This window comes from Micromonospora sp. DT68, from assembly GCF_049847245.1.
GTDB classification, from domain to species: domain Bacteria; phylum Actinomycetota; class Actinomycetes; order Mycobacteriales; family Micromonosporaceae; genus Micromonospora; species Micromonospora profundi.
Genome location: NZ_JBNCNZ010000001.1, coordinates 385,323 through 391,342 on the forward strand (window position 1 = coordinate 385,323; position 6,020 = coordinate 391,342).

The 6,020-nt window shown below is 68.5% G+C and carries 6 protein-coding genes; 3 read left to right on the plus strand and 3 right to left on the minus strand.

Annotated features, from left to right (window positions below; translation table 11 throughout):
• Positions 1-24 precede the first annotated feature (24 nt).
• The gene (locus tag ACPXB1_RS01900) at positions 25-597 is read left to right on the plus strand and encodes a PH domain-containing protein (protein WP_355592488.1); all 573 of its coding nucleotides are present in this window, start codon (positions 25-27) and stop codon (positions 595-597) included.
• A gap of 75 nt (positions 598-672) precedes the next feature.
• On the opposite strand, the gene ACPXB1_RS01905 is transcribed toward ACPXB1_RS01900, so the two are convergent.
• From ACPXB1_RS01905 to ACPXB1_RS01915, 3 genes are all read right to left on the minus strand, one after another.
• On the minus strand, positions 673-1,437 hold the full coding sequence (locus tag ACPXB1_RS01905; RefSeq protein WP_425734711.1) for a MaoC/PaaZ C-terminal domain-containing protein: 765 nt from the start codon (positions 1,435-1,437) through the stop codon (positions 673-675).
• The gene (locus tag ACPXB1_RS01910) at positions 1,434-2,150 is read right to left on the minus strand and encodes a GtrA family protein (RefSeq protein ID WP_355630169.1); all 717 of its coding nucleotides are present in this window, start codon (positions 2,148-2,150) and stop codon (positions 1,434-1,436) included. Before ACPXB1_RS01910 ends, ACPXB1_RS01905 begins: the two co-directional genes overlap by 4 nt.
• A 63-nt stretch (positions 2,151-2,213) precedes the next feature.
• Positions 2,214-2,750: a GtrA family protein gene (locus ACPXB1_RS01915; RefSeq protein WP_355592837.1), complete on the minus strand. Its 537-nt coding sequence runs from the start codon at positions 2,748-2,750 to the stop codon at positions 2,214-2,216.
• Between the two features lie 439 nt (positions 2,751-3,189).
• On the opposite strand from ACPXB1_RS01915, the gene ACPXB1_RS01920 reads away from it, so the two are divergent.
• Positions 3,190-5,034, plus strand: coding sequence for a phosphoenolpyruvate carboxykinase (GTP) (locus tag ACPXB1_RS01920; protein ID WP_355592484.1), 1,845 nt, complete (start codon positions 3,190-3,192; stop codon positions 5,032-5,034).
• Positions 5,035-5,071: 37 nt separating this feature from the next.
• Positions 5,072-5,929 carry a hypothetical protein gene (locus ACPXB1_RS01925; RefSeq protein ID WP_355592482.1) on the plus strand — a complete coding sequence of 286 codons (858 nt, stop codon included), beginning with the start codon at positions 5,072-5,074 and terminating at the stop codon, positions 5,927-5,929.
• Positions 5,930-6,020 lie beyond the last annotated feature (91 nt).

Genomic DNA, 6,020 nt, shown 5'->3' on the forward strand with positions numbered 1-6,020 from the left:
AGAAAAACGGCGATGGAGGTTTCCGTGGCGTTTCCCGAAGACGTGCTCACCGAAGACGAGCACGTCGTGCTGCACCTGCACCCGCACTGGAAGGCGTTGATCCGGCCGATCGCGGTGCTGGTGCTGGCCATCGCTGCGGTGGTGGTCGGTGTGCTCATGCTGCCCCAGAGCGGTGGTGGTTCGATCACGCTGGCCGTGATCGGTGCGATCGCGCTGGTCGCGGTGCTGTGGTTCGGGCTGTGGCCGTTCCTGGTCTGGCGCACCACGCACTACCTGTTCACAAACGAACGGGTGCTGCTGCAACACGGTGTCTTTTCCCGCGACCGGCGGGACCTCCCGCTCACCCGGGTCAACGACCACTCGATGAGCCAGCGCTTCATCGAGCGCCTTGTCGGTTGCGGCACGCTCACCATCGAGTCCGCCGGTGAGCGCGGCCAGTCGGTGCTCGTCGACGTGCCCGGGGTCAGCCGGGTGCAGACCACCCTGTACGAGTTGATCGAGGCGCAACACGACAAGCACTCGCTTGGTGACGGCGAGATGCGCGACATCCTCGCCGACATGCGGGAGGGCAAGCCACTGCGCGATACCACCAGCTGATCCCGGCAGTCCGCGACCGCCCCGGCCGACGTGCCGGGGCGGACCGGTCCTGGGGGCGCTTTACGCCTTGGCCGGTCAGTGGGGCGTTTTCGTCCCAGGGCGGTCGCTGTCCGGCCGCGGGGCCGGTACGCCTTCGGACCGTCCGGCCTGGGCCGAGCCGCCTGCGGACTGGCTGGTCTCCGCCGTGCCGCGCTCGGACGGGCCAGGTTCAGGCCAGCTGATCGCCACCGCGCCGCCCTCGCGCTGGTCGGTCCCCGCCGGGCTGCCTCCGGGCTGACTGGCGTCCGTCGGGCTGCCTCCGCTTCGACCGGCTTCCGTCGGGCTGCCTTCGGGCGTCGGCTCCGTCGGGCGCAGCGCGAACCAGCCACGGAAGCGGGTCCGCATGACCTCCTGCTCCGGCCGGTTGTCCGGGCCGAGCCTGAGCATCGTTCCCGTGAGGCTGACGGTGCCGAGCCCCGGACGGGCCGTCGACGGTCGAGCGCCCATCACGTCCACGCGGACGGCGAGGCGGTCTCCGGCGCGTACCGGGGCGAGCCACCGCAATTCCTCCAGACCGGGGGAGGCGTCGGCCGCCGCGCGGGACAGCAGGCGATCGACGTACGCCCGCATGAACAGGCTCACCGTGTAGAAGCCGCTGGCGATCACGCCGCCGTGCCGGCTCGCTGCAGCCAGGGCGCTGTCGACGTGGTACCACTGCGGGTCGAAGCGGCGGGCGAACGCCAGCATCTCGTCACCGTCCACGGTCACCGTGCCGAGGTCGACGGTGAGCCCCGGAACGAGGTCCTCGAAGAACAGCTCGGCGGGCGCCCCGGTGCCGGAGCGGGTGTCAGGAGTCGTCACCGGCGGGGCGCGCGACGGGTGCCGGCGTGCAGCTCCGCGGCGAGTTCCGCGGACAGGTCCGCGGGGATGCCGGGGGTCAGCGGTGTGTGTCGTCCCTGGGCTGGAGCGCCGCCGGCCGGGCCGGGAGTGGCCTCTGGGCGGTCACTGGACTGTGCCTCTTCCAGTTCGGAGACGGATTCGGCCAGCTCGGCGACCGGGTCCATCTCAGCCATCGTGTCCCATTCGTCGCGCGGGATGCTGTGCCAGGTGGATTCGGGCTTGACGTCGGGTTCGACAGGTGCGATGGGCTGGAAGACGAAGGTCCGGTACGACCAGAAGCGGAACAGCGTGGCCAGCAGGACGCCGACGGTCTTTGCCACGTTCAGTGCCAACAGGCTGTTCATGCCGAGGCCGTACTTGGCGGCTGCCAGGACGCCCAACTCGATGAGCAGACCCGTCGCGTTGAACAGGAAGAATAGGACGTACTCGCGCCGAAGTGCAGATTTCGGGCGATCTCGGTACGTCCAATGGCGATTCATCAGATACGACGTGATCGTCGCCACGATCGTCGCGATGACAGTCGCCTTCAACTGACCGTCGGCAAAGACGGTAAGTGCAAGAGCGTTGAACACCGCGTAATTGATGACAGTGTTGATGCCACCGACGATGCCGAATTTGAGCGCCTCGTTGATGAACTTCTGCCAGCGCTCAGGCAGCAGACGGACAAGACGCATGCGAAACACCTTAAGGCAGTCGATGAAGCCGGCGGTCACCGGCCGGACGGGGTGGGCGGCAGGTCACGCCCCGTAGTCGCGGTCGTGCTCCCCCTGCGGAACGGGCTGACTTCCCGCTTCGACGAAGACGAACCGCCGGTAGGACCAGAACCGGAACAACGTGCCGAGGCCCGTACCGACCACGAAGCTCGCGATGTTGTCGGCCAGCTGCGTCTGGAACACGGCCGGCCAGATGCTGCCGAGCCCGTAGCGGCTGACCGCCAGGCAGGCGACCGCGATTCCGAGGCCGACGGCGTTGAAGAAGAAGAAAAGCGCGTACTCGCGCGCCGGGTTGTTGCGCTGGCGATGCCGCCAGGTCCAGAACCGGTTGCCGAGGAAGGCGAACGTGGCGGCGATCACCGTGGAGATCGTCTTCGCCGTCACCTGCTCGACCCCGCGCACTGTCGTCAGGTAGTTGAACAGGGCGAAGTCGATGAGGAAAGCGATCCCGCCGACCGTGGCGAACTTGCTCAGCTCGCGGACGAGGTGACCGAAACGGTCGCGCAGTGCGCGGACCAGACCAGGTCTGGTCTGCCGGGGACCCGGTTGCTCCCCGGTCATCGTGGCGGCCACAGGCCCGAGCCTACCGGCTGCCGACCAGTCAGAGGGGGAGCAACGCGAGCCGACGCCCCCGCGCGGGTGGCCCTGTCGCCGGGTGTGTGACGTTGAACGCAGCGTAACCAATTCGCAGGACTGAGGCGGCTCGGAACGGGAATCCGCGAACCGGTCGGCGAGGCGGGTTCACGGCCCGACCGCAACGCACGTCGGCCGGGGCGCACGACAAGATTTGCGTGAAACTGCGCAGGAAAGCGGGTATCAGCTCGTGATACCGCAGCTAAGCCGTACCTTGTGCAGTTCTTCACAACCAGTCCCACTGACTCGGAAGGCTGCCCGGTTTACGCTGAGGCCAATCCCAGGTTTCCACGAAGGCGACGCATCGGCGCCGCTGAGACTCGTGCACCCCATAGATCGGTCAGCGTCGACCACAAGGAGATGTGTCATGGTTGCTCCGGCTGTTGTGCGGGGTATCGATCAGGCCCCGACATCCCATCCGAAACTGCTCGCCTGGGTTCGTGAGGTGGCGGAACTGACCACCCCTGACCGGGTGGTCTGGGTCGACGGATCCGACGAGGAATGGCGTCGCCTCACAGATGAGCTGGTCGATGCCGGCACGCTCGTCCGACTGAACCCCGAAAAGAAGCCGAACTCGTTCTACGCGCGTACCGACCCGACGGACGTCGCCCGGGTCGAAGAACGCACCTACATCTGTTCCGTCGACGAGGCGGACGCCGGCCCCACCAACAACTGGATGGCGCCGGCCGAAATGAAGCGGACGATGACCGATCTGTACCGCGGCTCGATGCGCGGTCGGACCATGTACGTCATCCCGTTCGTCATGGGCCCGGTCGAGGCCGAGAAGCCCATGTTCGGTGTCGAGATCACCGACAGCCCGTACGTGGTCGCGTCGATGCGCATCATGACCCGAATGGGCGCCAAGGTCCTCGAGGCCATGGGGGACGACGCGGACTTCGTGCACGCGTTGCACTCGATCGGCGCCCCGCTTGCCCCGGGCGAGCAGGACGTGGCGTGGCCGTGCAACGAGACGAAGTACATCTCGCACTTCCCGGAGACGCGGGAGATCTGGTCGTACGGCTCCGGCTACGGCGGCAACTCGCTGCTGGGCAAGAAGTGCTACTCGCTGCGGATCGCCAGCGTGATGGGGCGCGACGAGGGCTGGCTCGCCGAGCACATGCTCATCCTCAAGATCACCTCTCCGGAGGGCAAGGTCTACCACATCGCCGGCGCCTTCCCGTCGGCCTGCGGTAAGACCAACCTGGCCATGGTGGAGCCGACCATCCCGGGCTGGAAGGTCGAGACCATCGGCGACGACATCGCCTGGATGCGGTTCGGCGCGGACGGCCGGCTCTACGCGGTCAACCCGGAGTACGGCCTGTTCGGCGTCGCGCCCGGCACCGACTGGAAGACGAACGCCAACGCCATGCGCACGTTGGACCGCGGCAACTCGGTCTTCACCAACGTGGGCCTCACCGACGACGGGGACGTCTGGTGGGAGGGCATGGGCGAGCCGCCGGCGCACCTGATCGACTGGAAGGGCAACGACTGGACGCCGGAGAGCGACAGCCTCTCCTCGCACGCCAACAGCCGGTTCTGCACGCCGATCACCCAGTGCCCGATCCTCGCCGACGAGTACTTCGACCCCAACGGCGTGCCGATCGACGCCATCCTCTTCGGTGGTCGTCGTAAGGACACCATCCCGCTGGTGACCGAGGCCCGCGACTGGGTGCACGGCGTCTACATGGGTGCCACGCTGTCCTCGGAGACCACCGCCGCCGCGTCCGGCGCGGTCGGCGTGGTCCGCCGCGACCCGATGGCGATGCTGCCGTTCATCGGCTACAACGCCGGTGACTACTTCCGCCACTGGATCGAGATGGGCAAGGGCGCCGACGGCGACGAGTCCAAGCTGCCGAAGATCTACTACGTCAACTGGTTCCGCAAGGACCCGGACGGCTCGTTCCTCTGGCCCGGCTTCGGGGAGAACTCCCGGGTGCTCAAGTGGGTCGTCGAGCGGATCGAGGGCACGGCCGACGCGGTCGAGACCCCCGTGGGCATGGTGCCGGCACCCGACGCGCTCGACGTCGAGGGCCTGGACATGACCCCGGAGGACGTCCGGATCGCGCTCAAGGTCGACCCGGACGAGTGGCGCAACGAGCTGCCGCTGATCACCGAGTGGTTCGAGAAGTTCGGTGACAAGCTGCCCGGCGTGCTCTGGGCCGAACTGGACGCCCTGCGGGCCCGGTTGGACGCCGCGCAGCCCCAACGGTAGGTGTGAAAACCGCCCGCCACGGGCATCATCGGATTCCATGAGGACGGCCGCCGAGACCGAGGTCCGGCGGCCGTCCGCCGTCCGGGCGCTCACCATCCTGCTGGCGACCACGGCGGCGGCCACCGTCGTGGTCGAGCTGATCAATTGGTGGTACGCCCCGGAGCAGGGCTTCGGTCTGGCCGTACGCACCGGCTGGGCGATGCTGCGCTCGTTCGGCTTCCTGCTGCTGATCGGGCATGTGCGCAGGGGCCGGACGCTGGCCCGCCCGTTCGGCCTGATCCTCGCCGTCACCACAGTCTTCGCCGTCGGCCGGCTGATAGTGCCCCGGCAGGGGGTGCCGCCGCTGCCCGGGCTGCTCGGCTTCGCCGTACTCACCGGGCTCTGTGTGTCGGTGGTCTGGCTGCTCTACCGCTCGTCGGCGCTGGCCGGGCATCTCGTCCGGTACCGGCAACGGCTGGTCATCGACAGAGCCGGGATCTCCTGGCGGGAAACCCCACCGCGCCGCCCCGAGGCCAGCGGCTGGCTGTTGACCAGTCGGGCGGCAGCGTTCACCTACAGCCCGCTGATGCTGGTGCCGGCACTGGTCGCCGGCGGGTCCATCCTGGACGGCCGGCTGTCCGCCGTACCCGCCGTGCTCTTCTGGTTCTGCGCTGGCATCACGGTCAGCTACGCGGTGCTGTTCTGCACGGCGTTCCTGATGCGCGGCAAGCAGTGGGCGGGTCGCCTGCTGGTCATCGTCACGGTTGCCGTCCTCGCCGTGGACCTGCCGCTGTGCTGGTGGCTGCTCGGCGTGGACGGCCTGGTCCGCGACGGCGCCCCGCTACTCGCCGCAGCCACCCTGACCCTGTACGGCCTCCACCGAGCATCCCGCGCCCCGGAAGCACCCCCAACCTGAATCCACCCGCACCCCCGCACCCCCGCACCCCCGCACCCCCGCACCCCCGCACCCCCGCACCCCCGCACCCCCGCACCCCCGCACCCCCGCC

Bases quoted from the DNA above. Each gene is read 5' to 3' on its own strand.
- ACPXB1_RS01910 (WP_355630169.1), bottom strand. From the start codon at position 2,150: ATGCGTCTTGTCCGTCTGCTGCCTGAGCGCTGGCAGAAGTTCATCAAC.
- ACPXB1_RS01915 (WP_355592837.1), bottom strand. From the start codon at position 2,750: ATGACCGGGGAGCAACCGGGTCCCCGGCAGACCAGACCTGGTCTGGTC.
- ACPXB1_RS01920 (WP_355592484.1), top strand. From the start codon at position 3,190: ATGGTTGCTCCGGCTGTTGTGCGGGGTATCGATCAGGCCCCGACATCC.
- ACPXB1_RS01925 (WP_355592482.1), top strand. From the start codon at position 5,072: ATGAGGACGGCCGCCGAGACCGAGGTCCGGCGGCCGTCCGCCGTCCGG.